Source organism: Puniceibacterium sp. IMCC21224, assembly GCF_001038505.1.
Taxonomy (GTDB): Bacteria; Pseudomonadota; Alphaproteobacteria; order Rhodobacterales; family Rhodobacteraceae; genus Puniceibacterium.
This window is the reverse complement of the sequence record NZ_LDPY01000001.1, coordinates 1,246,711-1,270,797: the sequence shown is the minus strand read 5'-3', so window position 1 is coordinate 1,270,797 and position 24,087 is coordinate 1,246,711. Positions and strand designations below refer to the sequence as shown.

Here is a 24,087-nt window from a genome sequence, read left to right as displayed (position 1 = left end):
AGACGGGACAGTGTTTCATGAACATCCACGAGTATCAGGCAAAAGCCCTGCTGCGCAGCTACGGCGCCCCGGTGTCCGATGGCCGCGTGGTCCTCAAGGCCGAAGATGCCAAGACCGCAGCAGGCGCGCTCGACGGCCCGCTCTGGGTGGTCAAGGCGCAGATCCACGCCGGCGGCCGCGGCAAGGGTTCCTTTAAAGAGGCCGACGCCGGCGAAAAGGGCGGTGTTCGCCTGACCAAATCGGTCGAAGAGGCCGCGCAAGAGGCCAAGAAGATGCTGGGTCGCACGTTGGTCACACATCAGACCGGCCCGGCGGGCAAACAGGTCAACCGCATCTATATCGAAGACGGCTCGGGCATCGAAACCGAGCTCTACCTCGCTCTGCTCGTGGATCGTCAGACCAGCCGCGTGTCGTTTGTCTGCTCGACTGAGGGCGGCATGGACATCGAAGAAGTTGCGGCCAGCACCCCTGAAAAGATCCTGAGCTTCTCTGTCGATCCCGCGACCGGCTATCAGTCCTTCCACGGTCGCCGCATCGCCTTTAGCCTTGGCCTGAGCGGCAAGGCGATGAAGCAATGCGTCGGTTTGATGGAATTGCTGTACAAGGCCTTCATAGAAAAAGACATGGAGATGCTTGAAATCAACCCGCTGATCGTCACCGACAGCGGCGACCTCAAGGTGCTTGATGCCAAGGTCAGCTTTGACGGCAACGCGATTTATCGTCACGCCGACATCGCCGAGCTGCGCGACACCACCGAAGAGGATGCCAAGGAGTTGGAGGCGTCGAAATACGACCTCAACTACATCGCTCTGGACGGCGAAATTGGCTGCATGGTCAACGGCGCAGGTCTGGCCATGGCGACGATGGACATCATCAAGCTGTACGGCGCAGAGCCGGCCAACTTCCTTGACGTCGGTGGCGGTGCCACCAAGGAAAAAGTGACCGAGGCGTTCAAGATCATCACATCCGACCCGCAAGTCAAAGGCATCCTGGTCAACATCTTCGGCGGCATCATGCGCTGCGACGTCATCGCCGAAGGCGTGATTGCCGCGGTCAAAGAGGTCGGCCTGAAGGTTCCGCTGGTTGTCCGCCTCGAGGGTACCAACGTCGAAAAGGGCAAGGAAATCATCCGCACCTCCGGCCTCGACGTGATCGCAGCGGACGACCTGAAGGATGGTGCGCAGAAGATCGTAAAGGCTGTGAAGGGCTAAGGTAGTGGCGCTCGTTTTGAAAGTGAAAGCTGAGGCTCTGAGGGACGGTGTTGCTGTCGTTCCTCGGATGAAGTCCGCCGCGCTGGTGTCCGACGATGCCGGTGCGACGGTCTATATCTGGCTCGGCGATCACGAAACAAAGAGCGCGCTGCATGGGATCGCAACCCTGACCACCTTTGAAGCTGTTACCATTCCACAGGTCCGCGATCCCTCCAGGAAAAAGGACGCGTACCGCCTTTCGCTGGCAGAAATTGAAACCCACATCGTCCACCCGCTTACCACGGACGATCTAGGGCCCTACCGCTATGTCGAAGGTTCAGATGGTATCGAGAGTCTTGGCCGCATCCATCGCGATCGAAATGACAAAATCATGCGCCTGACCGGCGCCGAAGAAGCCGTTCTAGCTGAGCGGTTCCGGAATTAGGGAAAGCAAAATGTCCGTACTCATCGACGAAAACACCAAAGTGATCTGTCAGGGCCTCACCGGCTCGCAGGGCACGTTCCACTCTGAACAGGCAATCGCCTATGGCACCAAGATGGTCGGCGGTGTGACCCCCGGCAAGGGCGGCACCACGCATCTTGACCTGCCGGTCTTTAACTCGGTCCACGAGGCGATGGATGTCACCGGCGCCAACGCGTCCGTGATCTATGTCCCGCCGCCCTTTGCGGCTGACTCAATCCTTGAAGCCATCGACGCCGAGATGGCACTGATCATCTGCATTACCGAAGGTATTCCGGTTCTGGACATGATGAAGGTCAAAAAGGCGCTGGAGAATTCCAAATCCCGGTTGATCGGCCCGAACTGCCCCGGTGTCATCACGCCCGACGCCTGCAAGATCGGCATCATGCCCGGCCATATTCACAAACGCGGCTCGGTTGGGGTTGTGTCCCGGTCGGGGACACTGACCTACGAAGCGGTCAAACAAACCTCTGACAGCGGTCTGGGTCAGTCGACCGCCGTTGGTATCGGCGGCGATCCGATCAAAGGTACAGAACATATCGACGTGCTGGAAATGTTCCTGGCCGATCCTGAAACCCATTCGATCATCATGATTGGCGAAATCGGCGGCTCAGCTGAAGAAGAGGCCGCGCAATTCCTGGCCGATGAAAAGAAAAAAGGCCGCTGGAAGCCGACCGCCGGTTTCATCGCCGGGCGCACCGCTCCTCCGGGTCGCCGCATGGGCCACGCCGGCGCAATTGTTGCCGGTGGCAAAGGCGACGCGGAAAGCAAGATCGAAGCGATGAAAGCCGCCGGGATTGTCGTCGCCGAAAGCCCTGCCGGTCTGGGTGAGGCTGTGCTCAAGGCGATCGAGCTCGGCTGATATGACCCCTGCGCGCGCGATTGTCCGAGAATCCAGGAGATCATTCGACCTTTTTGGCCGGACTGCGCGCGCGGGCTACCTTTGGTCTCTGGCCACAGCGATACTGGCTTGTGCCACGGTCGCAACGATGCTGATCACGGTGCTGTCGGTAGAGTCCGTGCCCGAAGCACTGTATGTCACGACCGCACTGTTCTATCTGCCCGTTACTGCGGCGGGCGTGCGTCGACTGCACGATGTCGGACAAAGCGGCACGCTGATGTTCGATCCGCTCAAGCCCGCGGCGATTTTCCTCACCTTCCTGTTGATCCTGTGGCTCTTTCCGACCTTGGGCGGTCTCGTCAACGCGGCGGCGATGCTGTCGGCGATGTTCTTCTCCCAATTGCTCGTCTCACTGTTGGCCGTCCTCGGGCTGGCGGCGATTAGCGTTACGCTGATGTATTTCTCGAACACGATGGCGCAGCTGCTGCTGCCATCACAACCCGGTCCCAATCGATACGGTCCCAACCCCAACGAGGTGACACAATGACCGACCAGTCCCCCAACGACCAGTTCCACGCCTCCTCCTTCATGCAGGGGCACAATGCCGAGTACCTCGAACAGATGTACGCCCGCTATGCCAACGACCCCGGCGCGGTAGACGAAAGCTGGCAGGCGTTTTTCAAGGCGATGGGCGACGATACTGCCTCGGTCCGGACTGAGGCCGCTGGCCCCTCATGGGCGCGCCGTGACTGGCCGCCGCAGCCCAGCGATGACTTGACCGCGGCGCTAACAGGCGAATGGCCCATGCCCTCGCCCCCGGTCGAAGCCAAAGCCGCCGGTCAGAAGATCGCAGCCAAAGCCGCCGAACAGGGCGTCAGCCTCAATGACGAACAGGTCAAGCGCGCCGTGCTGGACAGTATCCGCGCGCTGATGATCATCCGCGCCTACCGGATTCGCGGTCATCTGGCTGCCGATCTCGATCCGTTGGGCATGCACGAAGCAGCGCCGCATCCCGAACTTGACCACCGGTCCTACGGTTTTTCCGAAACCGATATGGATCGCCCGATCTTTATCGACAACGTTCTGGGCCTGCAGATCGCTACGCTGCGCCAAATCCTCGATATCGTGAAACGCACATATTGCGGCACCTTTGCGCTGCAATACATGCATATCTCGAACCCCGAGGAATCAGCCTGGCTCAAGGAACGGATCGAAGGCTACGGCAAAGAGGTCAAATTCACCCGCGAAGGCCGCAAGGCGATCCTCAACAAGATGGTCGAGGCCGAAGGGTTCGAGAAATTCCTGCACGTGAAATACATGGGCACCAAACGGTTCGGCCTTGATGGCGGTGAATCGCTGATCCCGGCTATGGAGCAGGTGATCAAGCGCGGCGGTAGCCTGGGTGTGAGGGAAATCATCATCGGGATGCCGCACCGTGGCCGTTTGTCGGTGCTGGCCAACGTGATGCAGAAACCCTACCGCGCGATCTTTAATGAATTTCAGGGCGGCAGCTACAAGCCGGACGATGTCGATGGATCGGGCGATGTGAAATACCATCTCGGGGCCTCTTCGGACCGGGAATTTGACAGCAACAAGGTGCATTTGTCGCTGACTGCCAACCCGTCGCACCTCGAAGCTGTGAACCCGGTAGTGCTGGGCAAGGTTCGCGCCAAGCAGGACCAGTTTAGCGACGCCGAACGCACCTCTGTCATGCCGATCCTGCTGCACGGCGACGCCGCCTTTGCCGGTCAGGGCATCGTGGCGGAATGCTTTGCCCTGTCAGGTCTGCGCGGCCACCGCACCGGCGGCACCATGCATATCGTGGTAAACAACCAGATCGGCTTTACCACCGCACCGCATTTCAGCCGTTCCAGCCCCTACCCCACCGACAACGCGCTGGTGGTCGAGGCACCGATTTTCCACGTCAACGGTGATGACCCCGAGGCGGTTGTGCATGCTGCCAAGGTCGCGACCGAATTCCGCCAGAAGTTCAGAAAAGACGTCGTGCTCGACATCTTCTGCTACCGCCGGTTCGGTCACAACGAGGGCGATGAGCCCATGTTCACCAACCCGCTGATGTACACCAAGATCAAAAAACAAAAGACCACGCTGACGCTCTATACAGAACGGCTGGTCCGGGACGGGCTTATCCCCGAGGGCGAAATCGAGGATATGAAAGCCGCGTTCCAGTCCATGCTGAACGAGGAATTTGAGGCTGGCAAGACATACAAGCCGAACAAGGCCGACTGGCTCGATGGCCGCTGGTCGCATCTCGACCGGCAGAAACAAGGCAAGTATCAGCGTGGCAAAACGTCGATCGAGCCCAGTACAATGGCCCAGATCGGGACCGCGCTGACCTCTCCGCCCGACGGATTCCCGCTGCATAAAACGGTGGGTCGCCTGCTCGAAACCCGCGCCGCGATGTTTGAAAACGGGACAGGCTTTGACTGGGCCACAGCCGAGTCTCTGGCGTTTGGATCCCTACTGACCGAAGGGTATCCGGTGCGTCTTTCGGGGCAGGATTCGACACGCGGCACATTCAGCCAGCGTCATTCGGGCCTGATCAATCAGGTGACCGAGGAACGGTATTATCCGCTGAACCACATCCGCGAAGGTCAGGCGCGCTACGAAGTTATCGACAGCGCGCTGTCGGAATATGCCGTACTTGGGTTTGAATATGGCTACTCATTGGCCGAACCCAACGCGCTGACCTTGTGGGAAGCGCAGTTCGGCGATTTTGCCAACGGCGCGCAGATCATGTTCGACCAGTTCGTGTCCTCTGGAGAAAGCAAGTGGCTGCGGATGTCCGGGCTTGTCTGCCTGCTGCCGCATGGGTTTGAAGGTCAGGGGCCGGAACACTCGTCTGCCCGACTGGAACGGTTCCTGCAAATGTGCGGTCAGGACAACTGGATTGTCGCCAACTGCACCACGCCCGCGAACTATTTCCACATTCTGCGCCGCCAGTTGCACCGCAGCTATCGAAAACCGCTGATCCTGATGACCCCGAAATCGCTGCTGCGCCACAAACTGGCCGTCAGCAAGGCTGAGGAATTCCAGACCGGATCCAGCTTCCATCGGGTGCTGTGGGATGACGCCCAGCAGGGCAATTCTGAAACCAAACTGGTGGCTGACGACAAAATCAAGCGGGTCGTTATGTGTTCGGGCAAGGTCTATTACGACCTGCTCGAAGAACGTGACGAACGCGGCCTGGAAGATGTTTACATCCTGCGGTTCGAGCAGTTTTATCCCTTCCCCGCGATCTCTGCAGTCAAGGAATTGGAACGCTTTACCCAGGCCGAGATGATCTGGTGCCAGGAAGAGCCAAAGAACCAGGGCGGCTGGACCTTTATGGAGCCGAACCTGGAATGGGTTCTGGGCCGGATCAAGGCGCAGTATCCGCGCGCGCGTTACGTCGGCCGCGACACCTCTGCCTCGCCCGCGACGGGTCTGGCCAGCATGCACAAATCACAGCAATCTGCACTCGTCGACGAGGCACTGACGATCAAAGGGAATTAAGCGATGACAACCGAAGTACGAGTCCCCACACTCGGCGAATCCGTGACCGAGGCGACTGTGGCCACCTGGTTCAAGAAACCCGGTGATGCCGTCGCGGTCGACGAAATGCTGTGCGAACTGGAAACCGACAAGGTTACGGTCGAGGTGCCTTCGCCCATTGCGGGAACCCTTGCCGATATCGTCGCCGCCGAAGGCGAAACTGTCGGCGTTGATGCCCTGCTTGCCAATATTGCCGAAGGCGACAGCGCCGCGGCCCCGGCCAAAGCAGCCAAAGCCCCGGCCAAAGCAGAAGACACCCCAAAATCGGCCAATGACGACGCCGCCGAAACCGACGTGATGGTGCCGACCTTGGGTGAATCCGTTTCCGAAGCCACGGTATCGAACTGGTTCAAGAAAGAGGGTGACACCGTCGCGCAGGACGAAATGCTGTGCGAGCTGGAAACCGACAAGGTTTCGGTCGAGGTTCCGGCGCCGGTCGCGGGCGTCCTGACCAAGATCAGCGCAGCCGAAGGCGCCACAGTGCAGGCCAACGGCAAGCTGGGAGTTATCTCGGGCTCGGGCGGCACGACTGCTCCCGCTCCTAAGTCTGTTGAGGTACCCGCCCCGTCGGCCTCCACGGGCCGGGATGTCGAAGACGCCCCCTCGGCGAAAAAGGCCATGGCCGAGGCAGGTCTTTCGCGGGATCAGGTCACTGGCTCGGGCCGTGATGGCCGGGTGATGAAGGATGACGTCGCCCGTGCAGTGTCCGCGGCTTCGGCCCCGCCGCCTGCGGCGAGCGCGCCCACCCCGCGTGCCCCTGTCGCCGCAAGTGACACCGAGCGCGAAGAGCGGGTCAAGATGACGCGCCTGCGCCAGACCATCGCCAAGCGGCTCAAGGAAAGTCAGAACACCGCAGCCATGCTCACCACCTACAACGAGGTGGATATGACCGAGGTTATGGCCCTGCGCAACGAATACAAGGATCTGTTCCTCAAGAAGCACGGCGTCAAGCTGGGGTTCATGTCGTTCTTTACCAAGGCCTGTATCCACGCCCTGAACGAAGTCCCCGAAGTCAATGCCGAGATTGACGGCACCGACGTGGTGTACAAGAACTTTGTCCACATGGGCATCGCTGCGGGCACACCCACCGGGTTGGTTGTGCCGGTGATCCGCGATGCTGACGCGATGTCCTTTGCCGGCATCGAAAAGGCAATTGCCGAGATGGGTGCAAAAGCCCGCGACGGCAAACTGTCTATGGCCGAAATGCAGGGCGGCACCTTCACCATCTCGAACGGTGGCGTCTATGGCTCGCTCATGTCTTCGCCGATCCTGAACCCGCCGCAGTCGGGCATTCTGGGCATGCACAAGATCCAGGACCGTCCAATGGCGATCAAGGGTCAGGTGGTGATCCGTCCGATGATGTATCTGGCCCTGTCTTATGACCACCGCATCGTTGACGGCAAAGGGGCCGTAACCTTCCTTGTCCGGGTCAAAGAGGCACTCGAAGATCCGCGCCGTCTTCTGATGGATCTGTAATACGAAAAAACTGACCACCCCCGCTGCTACACACGCGGTATCAGGGGGCGGCCGCTGTCTTTTTTGGGCGTCAGAAGCGCGCTTTCTGCGCCAAGCTGCAGGAAACATCCGGATGAGCCATCAGCTTATTGTCAAATTTGCCGATTTTGATCGCGGTGCCTTTGACGTCGACGCAGAAAACCGCGGCACCGCTGGACTGACGCTACTACAACTCTGGCGTGGCGTGGCCGGTGCGCATTGGGCATTGTTCGAGGTGAAAGACGCTGACAAAGCCCGTCGCTGGATCGACAACTCAGTTAGCCTGGGTCACGGTCCATCCGAGCATCATTTCCTGGAAACGGCATGACCCCCGAACTTACCATCCTTACCCTTGCGACCCTGCTCCAGGTTTTGCAATTCGTGCTGTTCGCAATACCCGCAAACCTGGAGCTTGGCCCCGGATACACATCATCCGCCCGCGACCGGCCCCCATCAAAGCCGATGTCGGAAAAAACCGCCCGGCTGCAGCGTGCGATGAACAACCATTTCGAAGGGCTGATCCTTTTTGCGGTCGCCGTCTTCGTCATCACCTTTTCGGATCAGGGCGACGGCATCACCGCAGCCTGCGCCCTGCTCTATTTGATCGCCCGTATCGCCTATGTTCCGGCCTATTACTTTGGCCTGCGCCCCTGGCGTTCGCTGATCTGGGCCATCGGCTTTGGCGCCACGGTGATCATGCTGATCATGGCCCTGATATGATCCGCCTTCTGGCCACAAATATTCCGGGGTGAATGGGCTGCGTCCCTGCCTCGTTCTTAGAAAGGACCCATCCAAATGGCACAATACGACGTCATCGTCATCGGCTCAGGCCCAGGCGGCTATGTGGCCGCGATCCGCTGCGCCCAGCTGGGCCTGAAAACAGCCTGCGTCGAGGGGCGTGACACTCTGGGGGGCACCTGCCTCAACATCGGCTGCATCCCGTCCAAGGCGCTGCTACATGCCACCCATATGCTGCACGAGGCCGAACATAATTTTGCGCAGATGGGCCTCAAGGGCAAAAGCCCGACGGTCGACTGGAAACAGATGCTTTCCTACAAAGACGAGGTGATCGGCCAGAACACCAAGGGCATCGAGTTCCTGTTCAAGAAGAACAAGATCGACTGGATCAAAGGCTGGGCATCGATCCCCGAGGCAGGCAAGGTCAAGGTGGGGGATGACACCTATGACACCAAGAATATCATCGTCGCCAGCGGCTCTGTACCCTCTTCCCTGCCCGGCATCGAAATCGACGAAAAGACCGTTGTGACCTCGACTGGCGCGCTGGAACTGGGCAAGATCCCGAAAAAGCTGGTGGTGATTGGTGCGGGGGTCATCGGGCTTGAGCTTGGGTCGGTCTATGCGCGGCTTGGCGCCGAAGTTCAGGTGATCGAATTCCTCGATGTGATAACGCCCGGTCTCGACGGCGAAGTTCAAAAGGCGTTCCAGAAACTGCTGACCAAACAAGGCCTGAAATTCACCCTTGGCGCCGCAGTTCAAAGTGTCGAGGTCTCCCGCTCGAAAGCGCAGGTGAGCTACAAGCTGCGCAAGGATGACAGCGAACACACCATGGACGCCGACACGGTTCTGGTGGCAACGGGCCGCAAACCCTACACCGACGGCCTGGGTCTGGCCGAACTGGGTGTTGAGATGACAGACCGCGGCCAGATCAAGACCGACCAACACTGGCACACCAACATTCCGGGAATCTACGCGATCGGTGACGCCATCACCGGCCCGATGCTGGCGCACAAAGCCGAGGACGAAGGCATGGCCGCCGCCGAGGTGATTGCAGGCAAACATGGTCACGTCAACTATGGCGTTATCCCGGGCGTTATCTACACCCATCCCGAGGTGGCTTCGGTCGGCCAGACCGAAGAACAGCTGAAATCCGAGGGGCGCGCCTACAAGGCCGGGAAGTTCTCGTTCATGGGGAACGGTCGGGCCAAGGCAAACTTTGCCGCCGACGGCTTTGTCAAGATCCTTGCCGACAAGGACACTGATCGCATTCTCGGCGCGCATATCATCGGACCAATGGCCGGCGACCTGATCCACGAGATCTGTGTCGCCATGGAATTCGGCGCGGCCGCGCAAGATGTGGCAATGACCTGCCACGCGCACCCGACATATTCCGAAGCCGTCCGCGAAGCTGCACTGGCCTGCGGCGACGGCCCGATCCACATGTAACGGCAACAGGCGTGGCGTTGACAAGATCATTTGTCAATGCCACGACATACGCGCGAACCAGTGACGGTGCCCCACAGCCCTGCAAACAGGGACCGTGGGGCGTGACGCAATAACCTGTCTGTGCCCCACCCTGCGCGCTGTCACAAATTCCCGCCGTCGGTGCCACCTCCTAAGACGCTGCCGACAAAACTCACCTGCCAGAGCATCGGCATCCGGTTGACACGACGCAATCACGCTATGGGCCAGTGAACCCTGCGCTCAGAGCCCCTTGGCCCGGTAGCTGGCGGCGACCTTGCCGATGCTGACCAGATAGGCGGCAGTCCGCAGATCGGTCACATCCTCGCGGTTATGCCAGACCTCGCGCATCGACTGGTAGGCAATCCGCATCGTGTCATCCAGCCCCGAGCGCACCAACTCCAACTCGCCTGCACCGCGCAAATAGCGCTGTTTGAAATCAGGCGACAACGTCCATGTCTTGCCCAGACTTTCCGAAATCCGCTCAAGCTCATCCACCACCAACTGGTGGCGCGACTCCTCTTGGCGGCGTCCCATCCGGCCAAAGCGAATATGGCTCAGGTTCTTGACCCACTCGAAATAGGACACGGTGACACCGCCCGCGTTGGCGTACATATCCGGGATAATCACCACGCCCTTGTCGCGCAGGATTTCGTCCGCGCCAGCCGTAATCGGGCCATTCGCTGCCTCGATGATGAGCGGTGCCTTGATCTGATGCGCATTCGCCAGATGGATCACCCCTTCGAGCGCGGCGGGAATCAGGATGTCGCACGCAGCCTCAAGCACGGCCGCACCTTCGGCATGATGCGTGGCGTCGGGATAGTCGGTCACCCCGCCATGCTTGATGATCCACTGGCGCACCGATTCGACATCAAGGCCCGCCTCGTTATGCAGCGCGCCGTCACGCTCGATGATCCCGGTGATACGACAGCCGTCTTCTTCTTGCAGGAACTTTGCGGCGTGATAACCAACGTTGCCCAGACCCTGCACAATCACCCGTTTGCCATCCAGCGTACCCGACAGACCTGCCTTGGCGATATCTTCGGGGTGGCGAAAGAATTCCTGCAACGCATATTGCACGCCCCGCCCAGTCGCCTCAACCCGACCGGCAATGCCACCAGCATTCAGCGGCTTACCAGTAACGCAAGCCTTGGCGTTGATGTCGGTGGTGTGCATCCGGGCGTATTGATCCGCAATCCAGGCCATCTCACGTTCGCCAGTGCCCATGTCGGGGGCGGGAACGTTCTGGCTTGGGTTGATCAGGTCACGCTTGATCAGCTCATAGGCAAACCGCCGGGTGATCAGCTCAAGCTCGTGTTCATCATAGAGCCGCGGGTCGATCCGCAAACCGCCCTTTGAGCCGCCAAACGGCGCCTCGACCAGCGCGCATTTGTAGGTCATCAGGGCGGCCAGCGCCTCGACCTCATCCTGATGCACATTGGCGGCAAAACGAATGCCGCCCTTGACCGGTTCCATATGTTCCGAATGTACCGACCGATAGCCGGTGAAAGTATGGATCGCGCCGCGCAGTCGTACGCCAAAACGCACCGTATAGGTGGCGTTACAAACGCGTATCTTTTCCTCGAGCCCCGGACTCAGGTCCATCAGCGCAACGGCGCGGTTGAACATGAGGTCAACGCTTTCGCGAAAGCTCGGTTCGTTGATCGGTGTGGCGGCCATGGGATAATCTCCTTGCGGCGGGACAGGATCGTTGGGCGGAACGGGTTGCTGGCGACTCAGGTGCGCTTAAAAACTATGCATAAGGCTAACGTAAAACGATTGCGAATATTCGAGTATTTTTCTGCGCCACATTTTGTACTGAATCTTTCGGGCAAGTCCTGAAAACTATGTCGGTATTGTTGCAAACAGCGAAACAGATTCCGGGAAACCTGTGGTAATGTATTAAATTTCATGGATATTTTTAAGAAATTGAGCCTCAATCTGCCCCAATTCCGCCACGATCATAGGCCAAAAGAATGGGCATACTCTGTCAGTGGTGGGGCGAGTTCTCGGGTGTTTCCGAGGGGAAGGTATTGGGACAAAAATGATGATTCCTGAATTTAAAATCAGGTCCATCGCTGGCGTACGGAAACTGCGTTCGACGCTGCGGACCGGCTGCGCCAGCTTTCGCCAAAGCGAATCTGGCGCGATGAGCTATGTTGCGATTGCGGGAGCTATGATTCTCATGGTGTTCGGCGGCGCCGGCATCGACATGATCTCGACCGAGCTGAAACGGAACAAGATCCAGAGCACTCTGGACCGCGCCGTTCTGGCGGCGGCGGACCTGGAGCAGGTCCTTGATCCTGAGGATGTCGTCACCGACTACATGGACAAGATGAACCTTGGTGATGCGCTAAACGATGTCCGGGTCGACCACGGTCTGAACTACAAACGCGTCACTGCCGATGCGTCGGTCACCACACCGACCAATTTTATGTCGCTCATCGGTATCGAGAACATGCAGGCCAAGGGCGCAGCCCAGGCCGAAGAAAAGATCGCCAAGGTCGAGATCTCGATGGTCCTCGATATTTCGGGGTCGATGGCCGAAAACAACAAACTGCGCAACCTGCGCTCGGCCGCCGACACGTTTGTCGACACGGTGCTGAACGACAACACCAAAGATCTGATCTCGATCTCGCTCGTGCCCTATTCCGAGCAAGTCAACGCTGGTCCGCTGATCACCGAACAGATGAATGTCGACTGGAAACACGGATATTCGCACTGCCTCGAATTTCCGGATTCCCAGTTCAATTCGACTGTGCTGAACACCTCGATGACTTACGAGCAGATGCAGCACTTTCAGTGGAACTATTCCGGCAGCAACGATCGCACGGACACTGTCTGCCCGCGCTACAACTACGAACGGATTGCACCGTTCAGCCAAAACGCAACCGCGTTGAAAAACCAGATCGCCCAGTTCCAGCCCCGCGCCGGTACATCGATCTTTATGGGGATGAAATGGGGCACCGCCCTGCTTGATCCTTCGACTCGCGGGATTGCGACCGGGCTGATCAACTCGGGCAGCATGGATGCTGAATTTTCGGGTCGTCCGGTCAACTATGACGATACGGAGACGCTGAAAACCGTGGTTCTGATGACCGACGGCCAGCACGACCGATCGTTCCGCATCCAGGACTGGGCTTACAATTCGTCCAGTGAGGTCGCGCAGTGGGAGCGGTACAATCTATGGTACTACCTTGCACGATATGTCCGTTCCAGCAGCCATAGTTCGTTCTACACCCAGAAATACAACGCCAACCTGGGCGATTCTCTGCTCGACAACATCTGCGACGCGGCCAAGGAAAAGGGCATCGTGATCTGGTCTATCGGCTTTGAAGTCAGTGACCACGGCGCCGACGTCATGAAGAACTGTGCGTCTTCTGCCTCGCACTTCTTCCGCGTCGAAGGCACCGAAATCGAAGATGCCTTTTACTCAATCGCCCGTGCGATCAACCAGTTGAGGCTCACACAATGATGCGCTTTATCTCAAACCGCCTGCGCCACTTCAGCGATAGCGAAGAAGGCTCAATGGTTGTTCCCTTTGCCCTCTGGATCCCGCTGTTTATCGGCATCATCGTATCGGGTATCGAACTGGGCTCTGTCACCATCCGTAACACTGCCATGGAACGTGCCCTGGACCAAACCGTCCGCGATGTCCGCCTGGGGACCGGGACCGTCTTCACCCACGACTCGATCAAGCAGGAAATCTGCGACGGGGCAGCCGTTCTGCCCAACTGCATGTCACTGCTCAAGCTTGAGATGGTTCGCCTCGACATTCGCGACTGGAGCGACCCTGAGCGTGGTGCAGACTGCGTCGACACCTCGTTGCCTGTGAATCCGCTGCGTGAATTCGAAAACGGCGGTGGCAACGAACTGATGCTGCTGCGCGCCTGCTACAAGTACAAGCCGATCTCGCCGGCCACCGGTCTGGGCAGTGCCCTCGCCAAGGACGCACAAGGATATTCGGCCATCATTTCAACCGCTGCATTCGTGCAAGAACCGCTGTGAGGACAGGGATATGTTGAACCAACTCAAAGCCCGTCTTCGCCGCTTTTCGGACGATACCGACGGATACATCACGGTTGAGGCGATGATCGTCCTGCCCGTGCTGCTCTGGCTCTTTGGCGCCTCTTGGGTCTACTTCGATGCCTTCCGCCAGCAGGGCGTGAACCAAAAGGCGAACTATACCATCGGTGACATGATCTCACGTGAGACCGATCCACTGGATGACGAGTATATCGATAATACGCGCGATCTGCTCTATTTGCTCAACAAATCGCAGGGGAACGAATCGGACCTGCGCATCACCATCGTGCGCTATGACGGCGGCTCGGACGGGTACGATGTGGTCTGGTCAGAGGCACGAGGCAATTACGGCCCGCTCGACGACGCCGATATGCGCGACTACGCAGATCGCCTTCCGGTCATGGCCCACAACGATCAGGTGATCTTGGTCGAAACCTGGGACGACTATCATTCCGCCATGCAGGTCGGACTGGACGATTTCGAGATCAAGACGTATTCCTTCACCCGCCCGCGGTTTGCCCCCCAAGTGATGTATGTCGGCGACAGTGGCAACAACAGCTGGGGCGGCGGCGATCCTGATGGTTCGTTCTGCGACACTTCGCACGCTGTCACCACCTGCTCGAACGAGGATGGCTCAAACAATATCGAGCCGAGCGGCGCCTGATCCTAGATCTGCCCGTCGTTCAGTTGGCCGGAAACCAGCGCCGCGATCACATCTGCCATCGGTTTGGTCTGTGATCCCGGCGTGACCCCGCCCACGGCGACACGGCGTCCCAGACGCCACCAAAGACCCGGCCGCCAGCACCGCGCTTGCGGCCGGTTCAGCAACAGAGTGAAGCCGTTCGAAGGTTTCATCGCGAACATACCACGGTCGATTTTGGAAATTTCGTCGATCCGGGCCAGCACAGTGCCATCACTGTCCCGCAACTCTGTCGCAGTCAGACTAAGTACCCCCTTGGTGGCCTGATACATGACTCCGGCCAGCCAAAGCGCGGCCAATCCAATCACCACCAGAAAGATCTGCCAACCGATCGTCGGCGGCGTGTCCAACGCCACAAAGATCAGCAATCCACCCAGAAACAGCAACATCCCCACACCGATGACCCGACGTGGCGCTGAGGCCCGCACTTCTGCCAGAATTCGCTGCTCTGTCATGATCCCGCCCCTGTTGTGTCCGGTTCTGGCCCCTCTATCCGGGTTTCCCGGCTCTGGAAACCGGTTTCGGATCGGGGCACGCGCGTGATGTCTGGCTCAGGTGATCGGGTGGCGCACCTCATACCCGGGTTCTTCGGGTTCGTCGTCGATCAGTTCTGCCGGAAACCCCGGCGCGCGCACCGACAGGCCCGTTGCTTCTTCGAGCCGCTCGATGATGCGATCCGACTGCGCCCGCATGCCATAACGTGACGCCCCGTCCCGCATGATATCAATCAACAGCGGAGAGATTTCCAGCGGCACGCCCTCGGCTTCGGCCAACCCCTGAAACAGGCCGATATCCTTGAGCACCAGGTCCATGGTAAAATCCACATCCCGCGATCCCGACAGGATCAGCTGGCTCTCTGTTTCGTGCACAAAAGACGTGCCCGAAGAAATGCGGATCGCCTCATAGGTCGTGGCCGCATCCAGACCCCGCGCCCGCATCGTCACCATTGCTTCGCACAACGTCAGAAGATTGGCGGTGGCCAGGTAATTTGTCATAACTTTCAATGTGCTGGCCGTGCCAATCGCGCCGGTGTGCAGCACTCTGCGGCCCAGCTTTGTCAGCAATGGCAACACGGTCTCAAACGCCGCCCGATTCGCCCCGGCAAGGATCGAGATATTGCCCGTCGCCGCCCGGTGACAACCGCCCGACACCGGACATTCCACAATCTGCGCGCCCGTCGCCACAACCCGTTCGGCCTGCGTCACAATGCCGTCGGGATCGGTGGTCGACATCTCCATCCAGATCTTGCCCGGTCCCATCTCGGGCAGCATTTGCATCAACACGGCCTCGGACGCTGCCGGGCTGGGCAAGCTGGTGATGACCACATCGCAGATGCGCATCATTTCCGCCGGGTCGGCGGCGGCCTTAGCGCCCTTTGCGACAAACCCTGCGATTTTGTCAGCATCCAGATCGAACACCGTCAACGCGATTCCGTTGCGCAAGAGCGAGCCTGCAAGCTTTGCCCCGACCGCGCCCAATCCAATGAAACCCACCTGCATACTCTGACCTCTCTAACATGCCTGTTTGACATCTGCCGCACCATAGGCCGCAACGTCCGTCCCAATACCGACATCTGCCAACCGATCCCGCTGCGGTTCACGCCGCAGAGCGTTGCCCTGATTTCAGGCATTCCCGCCGCCCTGAGCAGCAGAGCGTCGACCGCGCATGGACGCATCTGCGACAACCTGCTAGGCCACAATACTTGTGACAACTCGATAGCCCCGAACTGGACCCAGCCGATGACCCGCCTGACACCCGAAGGCACCAAACTCGTCGCCGATATGGCTGCGCGCCATGGTGTGTCGACAGATGCCATTGAAACGCTGCTTTTTGCGGTAGCGAACGGCCATGGCACGCAGGCACAGTTCAACCACTATGAGCTGGGCGGCATGGGGCAATGGTCGCTGGGTGGCATGACGATGATCGGTGATATGTTCAACAACGGCCTCAAGGCGCGGGTGGACGCCATGGCGTCGGAACTGTCCCATGCTATTGCCGGTGCTCAGGTTTTTGCCCCTAGACCAAGCATGACAAGCAGCCAGAGTCAGAGCCAGTCCGGCGGCACCAGCCTGTTTGTGTCGGGATCCGGTTTTGGTCAGCCCACCTGGCCGGAAGATCTGGGAATGCCCTCATCCACCGGGGCGCAGAATTCCATGCGCTATGGCGTCTTTCCAGCGACACGTCGGCTGGCCATAGAAATCGGTGGCGTGCTTGAGGTTTATGATACCGGGGATCATCAGATTTCCGGCGTCTCGCAACAGCAAAGCGGCGACCAATCTCTGACCTTTGTCAGCCAGAATGGTCTGGTCCGGGTCGCGGACCTGCCAAAGGTACGGCGCACCGAAACGCCCGCAACCGCCGTTGAGCCGACATCCGAAACACTCCCTACCGAGCCCGCACCCGCAGCGCCCCAAGTCGCGCCCGCCGTACAACAAGATCCCGAAAAGGTGGAACCGCCGCAGTCGGTCTCAACCCCGCCTGCTCGCCCCGTCCCGACCGACAGCGCAGACGCGATTATTTCACTGATTCAAAAGCTTGCCGATCTTCGGACCAGCGGCATTCTGACTGATACCGAATTTGAGGCCAAGAAATCCGAGCTGCTCAGCCGCCTCTGATCCGCCCGTCCCGCCGACCAGATCGCGGGTGGATAGGGGCGGCAGATACGCCGCCCCGCAAACATCATTCGATCGTGATATCCAGAAATGCGCCGACCGTCTCGTTCCAGGTAGCCGTGCAATCTGCACCACAGCGTTCGGCGAATGCCGGCAGAATCACTGCCTTGAGCGCAGCAGCCCGCAGCGCCTCATCCTCTTCGGTGACGGCGACAAGGGTCATACCGGCAGGCTCGCCCTCGGGGCACGGACCAGATGTATTGCAGGCCAGACCTGTCTCGGTCTCGGTCGCAGCCAGCTCAAAAATCGAATCTTCCAGACCTTTGAGTTCCGCTTCAAGCAGACCTTGAACCGAAGCATCCAACCCGTTCCACCAGTCCAGATTCGCCAGATGCGCCGCCAGACCGAATGTCACTGGCATCGGAGAGATGAATCTGGCCGATTCGTGCCATTTGGCCTTGTAGCCCGACAGCGCCCCGGTGATGGCGCAATCCACGACACCACTGGCCAGTGCCGGCTGCACCTCGGCAAAGGCGATGCTGAGCGGTGAGCCGCCAAGGTAATCCACAAACGCCTGCTGTGACGCGCCCGAGGCGCGAACCTTGCGGCCCTTGAGATCGGCAATCGAGGTGAATTCATCGCGGCAATAGATCACCTGCGCCTGATAGGTTCCATAGCCCAACAGTTTGATATTGTGCTGAGTTTCAAGGAAATCGGCATAGGTTGGGCGGAAGGAATCTGCGACTTCGTGCAACTGCCCGACAGATCCGACAAGGCCAACCAGATCGGTGGCTTCATTGGTCGGCACCTCACCGGAATTGTAGGCCAGAACGGTGGTTGCCATTTGCAGCGTGCCGTTCGACACAAGGCGGAAAATTTCGCCGCCTTTGAAGCCCAGTTCGGTGAACGGCTTGACCTGCACCTTGATCTTGCCACCCGACGCCTCGGGGATTTCGGTGGTCCAGAACGGCAGTTCCTTGGCGGTGTACATCGACAGCGTGCCGATGGAGCCGACCACGTTGAACTCTGTCTCGGGCATGTCCTGCGCGACAGCGGGCAGCGCCAGCGACGCAAGCAGCGCGGATGTGAGGATTCTGTGTGTCATATAGGATCTCCTGCGTTGGACCGGCGGATCATCCGCCTGTTTTGGGATTGAGGATGGTGGGCAGCCACAGCGCAAGCTGCGGAAACAGGATCAGCAGGCCGATCATCGTCAGCATGGCCAGCAGAAACGGAGCCGCGCCCTTGAACAGATCGCTGAAGGCACCGCCGCCCTTGCGCACGGCCTGCACGACATAAAGGTTCATGCCAACGGGCGGGGTGATCAGTGCAGCTTCGATCAGAATCACGAACACCACGCCCCACCAGATCGGGGAATAACCCAGCCCGACGATCACCGGTACAATGATCGGCGTGGTGGCGATCATCATCGACAGCGTCTCCATGAAGCAGCCGAGCAGCAGGTAAAAACCCACAATCGCCAGCAGCATCCCCAGCGGCGGCCAGCCCAGAGACAACACCGCATCGGTGATCGCGGCCACCAGGCCAATAGACACCATGACAAAATTCAGGAAAAACGCCGAGATCACGATCAGCATGATCATGCAGGTGGTGCGCACAGTGCCCTCGAATGCCGCGAGCATCACCGGCAGCGTCAGCCGCCCATTCAGCGCCACCAGCCCCACGGTCGCCATCAAACCCAGCGCGGCCGCCTCGGTCGGTGTGGCGACGCCCGCGTAGATCGACCCAACAACCACGAGAAACAGTGCCAGCGGCGGGATCAGGTGTTTGAGCCCCGCAATACGTTCGGGCCAGAGCGTGTGATCCCCCACCGCATGTCCTCCCCAAGCCGGCCGCCACAGCACCAGCCCCAGCACGATGCCGGAAAACAGCGCGGCAAGCACAAAGCCGGGGATGAACCCGGCAGCATAGAGGTCCGCAACCGAGGTGTCGGTCAGCACCGCATAGATGATCATGTTGATCGAGGGCGGGATCAGGATACCCAACGTTCCTCCGGCGGCGATCGAGCCGAGAAACAGGGGGCGATTATACCCGCCCTTGTCCATGTTTGGAATCGCCACAGTGCCGATGGTCGCTGCCGTCGCCAGTGAACTGCCCGAGGTTGCCGCAAACACCGCAGACGCCGCGATGTTGGTGTGCATCAGTCGCCCCGGCACCCGCGCAAACCACGGAGTAAGCGCGGTGAACAGTCGCTCGGATACGCCAGAGCGGTGCATGAGTTCGCCCATCATGATGAACATCGGCGCAGCGATCAGAATGAAATCATTGGATGAATTCCACGCCAACTCACCCGCAGCGCCGGTCATCGGGAAAAACGCGTATTGCTCGGACAGGACATAGCCGGTCAGCGCCAGCACCGCCGCGACCGGCAGGCTGATCGCAAGGCAGACCATCAGCAGCGTGAATGCGGTAAGAATCATGTCTGATCCTCTTGCGTCCGCAGTCCGGTCTGACTGATCTCTTCATCGACATTGACGGACCCGATCAGCGCCTCGAATCCGGCTCGGTCGCGCCGGATCAGGCGACCAGCGGCCTGAAGCGGCACCAGCACCGCAACGCAGGCGAACCAGACCAGCCCGATCCACCACAGGCCCTGCGGGATCACCATGGGCACCTGCAACTGCGAGATGGATTTGGCGTTCATCGCCACAGATTGTGCCACGGTGCCATAAGCAAAATACGCCAGCGCCACAGCCACAACGGCCAGCACCGCCGCCGCCAGCAGATCGAACCCGGCCCGCAGGCCAAAAGGCAGTTTCGCAGTCAGGAAATCGACGCGGATATTCGCCTTGGTTGTTACGGTAAAGGCCAGACCCAGTCCGACACAGGCGGCCAGCGCATAGCCAGAAATCTCAAAACTCTCGACCAGACCACGGTTGATCAGCAGGCGCGCGATCACGTCGATGGTAATTGGCAGAGCGCAGCCGAACAGAATGATAGCGCCGGCCACCCAGGCCAGCACGCGCGAAATCCGTTGTGGCAGCGGTTCCTTCAGCGGCTTGTCCCCCCGGCCAGTTCCGTCCTTGGATGATCCGACCACTTGCCGGTGCGTTTGTCCAGTTTTCGGCGTGGGCAGATCATCGCTGGGTCACGTATCCGTCCAGAAGGTCAGCAGCTTGCGCATCGGGATCGCGCAACGCGGGGTCGCCATGACCACCGCCGCCCGGCGTTTCCATCCGCACGATATCGCCCGCCCGCAACGCATGACCGATGGTCTTGGCCGCGAGTGGCGTGGTCACACCGTCGCGCGTGACGCTCAGCGTGCCGCCCCGCCCCGGTGCGCCGCCGTCCAACCCATAGGGCAGTGACGTAAAGGCATCAAATGCGCTGTTCAGCAGACCGCTTTCGGCCAGAAACTCCCATGCACGCACGATGCCCAGACCGCCGCGCATCCGACCGGCACCACCCGAATCCGGCAATAGGCCATAGGTGACAAAGCGCATGGGAAACAGCGCTTCGATCATTTCAACCGGGGTGTTCTGACCGTTGTGGAACCCTGCCGCCAGACCGTTTGGACCGTCGCGTTCAGGATGCGCGCCCCATCCGCCCAACTCGGCGTCGAAATAGACCTGACGCCGCCCGTCCGCGTGACGGATGTTGACCGCGTGATTAAACGTGGTGCCGTAATAAGAGGCTGGGATGCGGTCCGGCATGACCTGCGCAAAAGCCCGCAGAACGGCGGTCGCGATCCTGTGGCCGGGCAGCATCCGCATCGATACCGCCGCCGGAAACGCGGCGTTGACCAATGATCCCTCGGGGGCGGTGACGGTAATCGGACGATAGCAGCCGGCATTGACCGTCGCCGTCACGCCGCAGGCCGCGATCACGGCGTAGTAGACCGCCGACGTGGTTGTTGCCATGGTCGCATTGATCGGCCCCTTGGCCTGATCCGCCGTGCCGGTGAAATCCAGCGTTATCTCGCTGCCCGCGATGGTCAGAGCGACCTTGATGCGCTTGGACCCTTCCTCGATCCCATCGCCATCCACAAAATCCTCGGCTTCATAGGTACCGTCGGGCAGCGCCGTCAGCGCCGCGCGCATCTCGTGTTCCGCATGGTCCAGCAGCGCGGCACCAATTTCGGCCAAGGCCGTGACTCCATAGCGGTCGGCCAGCCGGTGAACCGCCTTGGCCCCGACCTCAAGCGCCGCGATCTGGCTCAGGAAATCGCCGCGAAAGGTCTCGGGCTCGCGAACGTTCTGCAGGATGGTGGCGAACAGATCCTGCTGCATCTCGCCCTGCCGGACGATCCGGACGGGGGGCAGCCGCAGCCCCTCTTGAAACACCTCGACCGCCTTGGCGTTGTAACCGCCCGCAGCGCCGCCGCCGACATCGACGTGGTGGATGAGGACACAGGTGATGGCGATACGTTTGCCGTCGCGAAACACTGGCTTAAAGGCAATGAAGTCCGGCAGATGCTGGCCGCCGCAATAGGGATCGTTGGTCACGATCACATCACCCTCGGCCCATTGATCCAGCGGGATATGGTGCGCCGCCACGTGTTGCAGGCAGATTTCCATTGAGTTGAGATGCACCGGCATCCGTGCGGCCTGCGCCACATTGCGCCCGTCAGCATCAAAAACTGCGGTGGAATAGTCCAGTAATTCCCGCACCGTGGTGGACCGACTGGTGCGCCAGACGGTGACGGACATTTCCTCGGCCACGGAAATCAGCGCGGCGGACACGATTTCCAGCAGGACAGGATCAACGCGGGCCTGTGTCATGTCGACGGCTCCTCTGTGGCGATCAGATCGCCCGACGGAGTGACGGTCAGCACCCAGTCAGAGCAGATCAGCATGGTGGTATAAGCCTGTTCAATCACAGCGGGCCCGGTGATGCGTAGGCCGGGGCTCAGGCTGTCCTGCCGATGAACCGGCGCCTCGCGCCATGCGCCATCCAGGTGCACGCGGCGTTGCGTCGGGGGGGATGCTATGGCCGTGTCATGCACCGCTTCAGACGCCGTTTCCGGGGTACTCAAACGACCGGTTGCGGTCAGGCGCAGGGTGACAAGTTCGACCGCCTCGTCGGGATCATCGAACGAGAACCGCTGGCGGTGCAGTTCCTCGAACCGCGTCCGCAGCTCGATCAGGGTTGCGTCGTCAATCGGCCCATCAGGCAGTGGCGTCAGAAGTTCGAACGCCTGCCCGCGATAGCGCAGATCGGCACTAAGGCTTAGATCCCGCGTGCCCGCGTCCATACCATCGGCATCCAGCAGCGCAGCGCCCTTTGTGCGCAGGTCCGCCGCCATGGCGCGAATTTCAGGCAGATTCTGTGGCGCCAGCCGCAGGATGTCGGTCAGGGACAGATCGTGCTGAATGTCAGATTGCAGGATGCCATGGGCCGAAAAGGTCGACGGGTCGCGCGGAAAGATCACGCGGGTGATGCCCAACTCCCGCGCCACCTCGATCGCGTGCAAACCACCTGCGCCGCCAAAGGACATCAGCGCAAAGTCGCGCGGATCAAGGCCACGCGCAAAAAGCGAAAACTTGATCGACGCGGCGAGTCGCGCGTTGACCACCGCCAGAATACCTGCGGCCGCATGGTCAGGGGTCAGCCCCAATGGCACCTCGATCCGGCTGTGCAGGGCGGCACGCGCGCCATCCAGATCCAGCGCGAACCGACCGCCCAGAAAGGTTGCGGCATCCAGACGGCCAAGGATCAGGTTCACGTCCGTTACAGTCGGCTCGACCCCGCCTTTGCCATAGCAGACCGGCCCCGGCACCGCCCCGGCGCTGCGTGGGCCGACCTGCAACCGACCCGACGCGTCGACATAGGCGATAGAGCCGCCCCCCGCGCCAATGGTGTGCATCTCGACCATCGGAACGCGGACGGGCAGTCCGTCAATTTCGCCCTGAGTGACCACGGTACGGTGGCCATCCGCGACCACAGCAACGTCATAACTGGTGCCGCCCATGTCAACGCCCACAACATTCGGATCGCCCAGCACCCCCGCAAGACGTTCCGCCGCGAGGACCCCGCCCGATGGCCCCGACAGCAGCAGCTTGACCGGTGCCGCCACCGCCATATCCAGGCTGATCGCGCCGCCATTTGACTGGATCAGATAGACCGGCGCGGTGATCCCCTCGGCGCTCAGCCGCTTGCGCAGGGCGGTCACGTATCGATCGATCACCGGCACCAGCAGCGCATTCAGAACCGTGGTTGCCGTGCGTTCAAATTCGCGGATCTCGGGTGACACCTCGTGCGAACAGGACACCGCCATGTCCGGGCACCGCGCCTTCAGACGCTCGCGAATGGCGATCTCATGCGCCGGATTGGTGAACGCGTTGAGCAGGCAGATCGCGCAACTGCCCACGCCGCTCGCCGCAACCCTGTCGATCACCACGTCCAGAGCGGTCAGGTCCAGCGGTTGCACTTCTTCCCCGCCAGAACCGATCCGTCCCGGCGCACCAAAACGGCGGTGGCGCGGCACCAGCAGCGACCGCTCGGGCCCCTTTAACGCGTAGATGTCGGTGCGGGCGTGGCGCCCGATTTCCAGCACATCCTCAAACCCGGCGGTGGTGATCAGCGCGCCGCGCGGCAGATCGCGGGTCAGCACTGCATTGGTGGCAATGGTGGTGCCATGCAGGATCACGTCAATGTCGGCATTGGCAAAACCGAACGCCTCACGCGCCATTGCAATGGCATCTGACAGGCCCCGCGCCGGGTCATCCGGTGTGGTCGGGGATTTCAGGCTGTGCGTCCGCCCGGTGGCCGCATTGCGTAATTCGAGATCAGTGAAGGTGCCACCGATGTCAACGGCAATGCGGATTGGGGGACGCGTCAATGTTCTGGTATCTCTCACAATAATATCAGGCCGTGACGCTCCCGGTTCGTCTTCACACCGACAACGCACACGTCATTTGGGCCGACCGTCACGGTTTGCCCCTGCAATGTCCACAATCTTTTTCCTGCGTCCAACACAGTCGGCGCGGTTTTGGGACCGCCGCATAAAAAATGGCGCACCCGGCAAA

General features: G+C 60.2%; 21 protein-coding genes. 13 read left to right on the top strand and 8 right to left on the bottom strand.

Translation table 11 applies throughout. The annotated features are described in order from the left end of the window. Window positions 1-17: 17 nt before the first annotated feature. The 9 genes from sucC (at window position 18) to lpdA (ending at window position 9,745) form a co-directional block, all read left to right on the top strand. On the top strand, window positions 18-1,211 hold the full coding sequence (gene sucC / locus IMCC21224_RS05815; protein ID WP_047994546.1) for an ADP-forming succinate--CoA ligase subunit beta: 1,194 nt from the start codon (window positions 18-20) through the stop codon (window positions 1,209-1,211). A gap of 4 nt (window positions 1,212-1,215) precedes the next feature. Then, window positions 1,216-1,635: a hypothetical protein gene (locus IMCC21224_RS05810; protein WP_047994545.1), complete on the top strand. Its 420-nt coding sequence runs from the start codon at window positions 1,216-1,218 to the stop codon at window positions 1,633-1,635. Window positions 1,636-1,645: 10 nt separating this feature from the next. Further along, window positions 1,646-2,533, top strand: a complete 888-nt coding sequence (gene sucD, locus IMCC21224_RS05805; RefSeq protein ID WP_047994544.1) for a succinate--CoA ligase subunit alpha — start codon at window positions 1,646-1,648, stop codon at window positions 2,531-2,533. Between the two features lies 1 nt (window position 2,534). Further along, window positions 2,535-3,059, top strand: coding sequence for a DUF805 domain-containing protein (locus IMCC21224_RS05800; protein WP_047994543.1), 525 nt, complete (start codon window positions 2,535-2,537; stop codon window positions 3,057-3,059). Continuing rightward, window positions 3,056-6,028 carry a 2-oxoglutarate dehydrogenase E1 component gene (locus tag IMCC21224_RS05795; protein ID WP_047994542.1) on the top strand — a complete coding sequence of 991 codons (2,973 nt, stop codon included), beginning with the start codon at window positions 3,056-3,058 and terminating at the stop codon, window positions 6,026-6,028. Before IMCC21224_RS05800 ends, IMCC21224_RS05795 begins: the two co-directional genes overlap by 4 nt. A 3-nt stretch (window positions 6,029-6,031) precedes the next feature. Further along, window positions 6,032-7,543 carry a 2-oxoglutarate dehydrogenase complex dihydrolipoyllysine-residue succinyltransferase gene (gene odhB, locus IMCC21224_RS05790; RefSeq protein WP_047994541.1) on the top strand — a complete coding sequence of 504 codons (1,512 nt, stop codon included), beginning with the start codon at window positions 6,032-6,034 and terminating at the stop codon, window positions 7,541-7,543. A gap of 112 nt (window positions 7,544-7,655) precedes the next feature. Further along, window positions 7,656-7,889, top strand: coding sequence for a hypothetical protein (locus tag IMCC21224_RS05785; RefSeq protein WP_047994540.1), 234 nt, complete (start codon window positions 7,656-7,658; stop codon window positions 7,887-7,889). Continuing rightward, window positions 7,886-8,281 (top strand): MAPEG family protein, encoded by a 396-nt coding sequence (locus tag IMCC21224_RS05780; protein ID WP_047994539.1) that lies wholly within the window; start codon window positions 7,886-7,888, stop codon window positions 8,279-8,281. The genes IMCC21224_RS05785 and IMCC21224_RS05780 overlap by 4 nt, the downstream gene beginning before the upstream one ends. 75 nt (window positions 8,282-8,356) lie before the next feature. Further along, the gene (gene lpdA, locus IMCC21224_RS05775; protein WP_047994538.1) at window positions 8,357-9,745 is read left to right on the top strand and encodes a dihydrolipoyl dehydrogenase; all 1,389 of its coding nucleotides are present in this window, start codon (window positions 8,357-8,359) and stop codon (window positions 9,743-9,745) included. A gap of 258 nt (window positions 9,746-10,003) precedes the next feature. Here the strand turns inward: lpdA and IMCC21224_RS05770 are convergent, their stop codons facing one another. Continuing rightward, window positions 10,004-11,440 carry a Glu/Leu/Phe/Val dehydrogenase gene (locus IMCC21224_RS05770; protein WP_047994537.1) on the bottom strand — a complete coding sequence of 479 codons (1,437 nt, stop codon included), beginning with the start codon at window positions 11,438-11,440 and terminating at the stop codon, window positions 10,004-10,006. Window positions 11,441-11,804: 364 nt separating this feature from the next. On the opposite strand from IMCC21224_RS05770, the gene IMCC21224_RS05765 reads away from it, so the two are divergent. The 3 genes from IMCC21224_RS05765 to IMCC21224_RS05755 are packed head-to-tail and all read left to right on the top strand — an operon-like array spanning window position 11,805 to window position 14,450. Then, entirely contained in the window at window positions 11,805-13,235 is a 1,431-nt protein-coding gene (locus tag IMCC21224_RS05765) for a Tad domain-containing protein (protein WP_082135143.1), read from the top strand. Beyond that, window positions 13,232-13,768, top strand: a complete 537-nt coding sequence (locus IMCC21224_RS05760) for a TadE/TadG family type IV pilus assembly protein (RefSeq protein ID WP_047994536.1) — start codon at window positions 13,232-13,234, stop codon at window positions 13,766-13,768. The genes IMCC21224_RS05765 and IMCC21224_RS05760 overlap by 4 nt, the downstream gene beginning before the upstream one ends. Before the next feature lie 10 nt (window positions 13,769-13,778). After that, entirely contained in the window at window positions 13,779-14,450 is a 672-nt protein-coding gene (locus tag IMCC21224_RS05755) for a TadE/TadG family type IV pilus assembly protein (RefSeq protein ID WP_047994535.1), read from the top strand. Window positions 14,451-14,452: 2 nt separating this feature from the next. Here the strand turns inward: IMCC21224_RS05755 and IMCC21224_RS05750 are convergent, their stop codons facing one another. Together IMCC21224_RS05750 and IMCC21224_RS05745 are read right to left on the bottom strand one after the other, a co-directional pair. Beyond that, on the bottom strand, window positions 14,453-14,941 hold the full coding sequence (locus IMCC21224_RS05750) for a hypothetical protein (RefSeq protein WP_047994534.1): 489 nt from the start codon (window positions 14,939-14,941) through the stop codon (window positions 14,453-14,455). 96 nt (window positions 14,942-15,037) lie between these two features. Then, on the bottom strand, window positions 15,038-15,985 hold the full coding sequence (locus IMCC21224_RS05745) for an NAD(P)-dependent oxidoreductase (RefSeq protein WP_047994533.1): 948 nt from the start codon (window positions 15,983-15,985) through the stop codon (window positions 15,038-15,040). A gap of 240 nt (window positions 15,986-16,225) precedes the next feature. Here IMCC21224_RS05745 and IMCC21224_RS05740 point away from each other — a divergent pair, with 240 nt between their 5' ends. Continuing rightward, window positions 16,226-17,101, top strand: a complete 876-nt coding sequence (locus tag IMCC21224_RS05740) for an SHOCT domain-containing protein (protein ID WP_047994532.1) — start codon at window positions 16,226-16,228, stop codon at window positions 17,099-17,101. Window positions 17,102-17,165: 64 nt separating this feature from the next. Here the strand turns inward: IMCC21224_RS05740 and IMCC21224_RS05735 are convergent, their stop codons facing one another. Genes IMCC21224_RS05735 through IMCC21224_RS05715 form a run of 5 tightly spaced genes read right to left on the bottom strand, consistent with a single transcriptional unit; the run spans window position 17,166 to window position 23,900 of the window. Beyond that, the gene (locus IMCC21224_RS05735; protein ID WP_047994531.1) at window positions 17,166-18,203 is read right to left on the bottom strand and encodes a TRAP transporter substrate-binding protein; all 1,038 of its coding nucleotides are present in this window, start codon (window positions 18,201-18,203) and stop codon (window positions 17,166-17,168) included. Window positions 18,204-18,231: 28 nt separating this feature from the next. Beyond that, window positions 18,232-19,539 carry a TRAP transporter large permease gene (locus tag IMCC21224_RS05730; RefSeq protein WP_047994530.1) on the bottom strand — a complete coding sequence of 436 codons (1,308 nt, stop codon included), beginning with the start codon at window positions 19,537-19,539 and terminating at the stop codon, window positions 18,232-18,234. Further along, on the bottom strand, window positions 19,536-20,159 hold the full coding sequence (locus IMCC21224_RS05725) for a TRAP transporter small permease subunit (protein ID WP_053078905.1): 624 nt from the start codon (window positions 20,157-20,159) through the stop codon (window positions 19,536-19,538). The genes IMCC21224_RS05730 and IMCC21224_RS05725 overlap by 4 nt, the downstream gene beginning before the upstream one ends. A gap of 37 nt (window positions 20,160-20,196) precedes the next feature. Beyond that, complete coding sequence (locus IMCC21224_RS05720; protein ID WP_047994529.1) at window positions 20,197-21,840, bottom strand: hydantoinase B/oxoprolinase family protein; 1,644 nt, start codon at window positions 21,838-21,840, stop codon at window positions 20,197-20,199. Continuing rightward, entirely contained in the window at window positions 21,837-23,900 is a 2,064-nt protein-coding gene (locus IMCC21224_RS05715; RefSeq protein ID WP_053078904.1) for a hydantoinase/oxoprolinase family protein, read from the bottom strand. Before IMCC21224_RS05715 ends, IMCC21224_RS05720 begins: the two co-directional genes overlap by 4 nt. Between the last annotated feature and the right edge of the window lie 187 nt (window positions 23,901-24,087).

Coding starts and splice junctions, on each gene's coding strand:
- IMCC21224_RS05745 (WP_047994533.1), bottom strand. CDS start 15,985: ATGCAGGTGGGTTTCATTGGATTGGGCGCGGTCGGGGCAAAGCTTGCA.
- IMCC21224_RS05765 (WP_082135143.1), top strand. CDS start 11,805: ATGATGATTCCTGAATTTAAAATCAGGTCCATCGCTGGCGTACGGAAA.
- IMCC21224_RS05750 (WP_047994534.1), bottom strand. CDS start 14,941: ATGACAGAGCAGCGAATTCTGGCAGAAGTGCGGGCCTCAGCGCCACGT.
- IMCC21224_RS05730 (WP_047994530.1), bottom strand. CDS start 19,539: ATGATTCTTACCGCATTCACGCTGCTGATGGTCTGCCTTGCGATCAGC.
- lpdA (WP_047994538.1), top strand. CDS start 8,357: ATGGCACAATACGACGTCATCGTCATCGGCTCAGGCCCAGGCGGCTAT.
- IMCC21224_RS05760 (WP_047994536.1), top strand. CDS start 13,232: ATGATGCGCTTTATCTCAAACCGCCTGCGCCACTTCAGCGATAGCGAA.
- sucC (WP_047994546.1), top strand. CDS start 18: ATGAACATCCACGAGTATCAGGCAAAAGCCCTGCTGCGCAGCTACGGC.
- IMCC21224_RS05755 (WP_047994535.1), top strand. CDS start 13,779: ATGTTGAACCAACTCAAAGCCCGTCTTCGCCGCTTTTCGGACGATACC.
- IMCC21224_RS05800 (WP_047994543.1), top strand. CDS start 2,535: ATGACCCCTGCGCGCGCGATTGTCCGAGAATCCAGGAGATCATTCGAC.
- IMCC21224_RS05770 (WP_047994537.1), bottom strand. CDS start 11,440: ATGGCCGCCACACCGATCAACGAACCGAGCTTTCGCGAAAGCGTTGAC.
- odhB (WP_047994541.1), top strand. CDS start 6,032: ATGACAACCGAAGTACGAGTCCCCACACTCGGCGAATCCGTGACCGAG.
- IMCC21224_RS05720 (WP_047994529.1), bottom strand. CDS start 21,840: ATGACACAGGCCCGCGTTGATCCTGTCCTGCTGGAAATCGTGTCCGCC.
- IMCC21224_RS05780 (WP_047994539.1), top strand. CDS start 7,886: ATGACCCCCGAACTTACCATCCTTACCCTTGCGACCCTGCTCCAGGTT.
- IMCC21224_RS05785 (WP_047994540.1), top strand. CDS start 7,656: ATGAGCCATCAGCTTATTGTCAAATTTGCCGATTTTGATCGCGGTGCC.
- IMCC21224_RS05740 (WP_047994532.1), top strand. CDS start 16,226: ATGACCCGCCTGACACCCGAAGGCACCAAACTCGTCGCCGATATGGCT.
- IMCC21224_RS05795 (WP_047994542.1), top strand. CDS start 3,056: ATGACCGACCAGTCCCCCAACGACCAGTTCCACGCCTCCTCCTTCATG.
- IMCC21224_RS05735 (WP_047994531.1), bottom strand. CDS start 18,203: ATGACACACAGAATCCTCACATCCGCGCTGCTTGCGTCGCTGGCGCTG.
- sucD (WP_047994544.1), top strand. CDS start 1,646: ATGTCCGTACTCATCGACGAAAACACCAAAGTGATCTGTCAGGGCCTC.